Origin of the sequence: Bradyrhizobium sp. NBAIM08 (assembly GCF_020193935.1) — a bacterium.
GTDB lineage: Bacteria > Pseudomonadota > Alphaproteobacteria > Rhizobiales > Xanthobacteraceae > Bradyrhizobium > Bradyrhizobium yuanmingense.
Map to the genome: position 1 here is coordinate 1 of NZ_JADYVR010001358.1, position 382 is coordinate 382.

Consider the following 382-nt stretch of genomic DNA (forward strand, 5'->3'; position numbering starts at 1 on the left):
AGCTTCAGCTGGCCCTGCGTGCGGCGATCGGCGCCCGTGAAGGCGCCCTTCTCGTGACCGAACAGCTCCGACTCGAGCAGCGCCTCGGGGATCGCGCCGCAGTCGAGCGCGATGAACGGATGCGACCGGCGCGCGCTGCCCTGGTGCAGCGCGCGCGCGACCAGCTCCTTGCCGGTGCCGGTCTCGCCTGCGACCAGCACGGTGAAGTCGGTCGCCGCGACCACCTGGACCTGTTCGGCGATCCGCGCGACGACGTCGCTGGTGCCCATCTGATCGACGAGGGTGGCGACCCCGCCGACCTGGCGGCGCAGTGCCTCGACCTCGGCGCGCAGCGCGCGGGTCTCGAGCGCACGGCTGACGATGGTCACGATCTCGTCCGGAT

Annotated in this window: 1 protein-coding gene; it reads right to left on the reverse strand. The window is 72.3% G+C overall.

Features of this window, described 5'->3' with window-relative positions; translation table 11 throughout:
* A partial coding sequence (locus I6F37_RS44905) for a sigma 54-interacting transcriptional regulator (protein WP_368736850.1) occupies positions 1–368 on the reverse strand: 368 nt, incomplete at its 3' end.
* Positions 369–382: the final 14 nt, after the last annotated feature.